A 737-nucleotide genomic window follows, 5' to 3' on the forward strand; every position below is an offset into this window, starting at 1 on the left:
GCCGCCCCCTGTGCGCTCCCTGCGCCATGAATGACATAACGCAGAAGAAATATTGGGAGCGCAAGCTGCCCGGAATTAACACAGAAGCTGTAGCCCTGCCAGACGCAGCGCGAACAGGGAAATATTCAGTTGTGACGTTATTTCGCCGGGTGGCGGCTGCGCCTTCCCCGGCCTACAGGATCCACTCACAGGCTCACACCCCGTAGGCCCGTGCAAGCGCGCCGTCGGGCAACAGTATCCGGCCCCCTCCCCTACTTCGCCAGGCTGGCAAAGCGAGCAAAGACCGCATCAAAAATCGCCAGCCCCTGCGCCACCTGCTCAGCAGTAATGGTGCACGGCGGGACCACGTGAATGCGGTTCTCCACCACAAAGGCCAGCAGCCCAGCTTCGGTCAGGGCCCCTTTGATCGCAGCCATGTCGGCGGCGGTCAGCGGCGTTTTTTGTTCACGGCTGCTCACCAGCTCCAGCGCCTGGAACAGGCCGCGACCGCGCACCTCGCCGATAATGGCGTGCTTCTCCGCCAGCGCCTCGAGACCGGGGCGCAGCACCTCGTTGCCGATAGAGGCCGCGTTCTCAACCACCTTCTCCTCTTTCATCGCGTCGATGGTGGCGACAATCGCCGCCATCGCCAGCGGATGGCCGGAGTAGGTCAGCCCCCCGGCAAAGAAGTGGTCGTCAAAGTAGCGGGCAATCGGCTCGCTAATCAGCACCCCGCCCCCCCCCCCCCCCCCCCCGCC

General features: G+C 64.5%; 1 pseudogene. It reads right to left on the bottom strand.

Annotation, left to right across the window (positions count from 1 at the left end):
* Window positions 1-251: 251 nt before the first annotated feature.
* Window positions 252-737, bottom strand: a pseudogene (locus HMPREF9538_RS11050) (aminotransferase class III-fold pyridoxal phosphate-dependent enzyme); the annotation flags it as partial.

It is taken from the genome of Klebsiella sp. MS 92-3 (assembly GCF_000195655.1).
In the GTDB taxonomy this organism is placed as follows: Bacteria; Pseudomonadota; Gammaproteobacteria; order Enterobacterales; family Enterobacteriaceae; genus Klebsiella; species Klebsiella pneumoniae.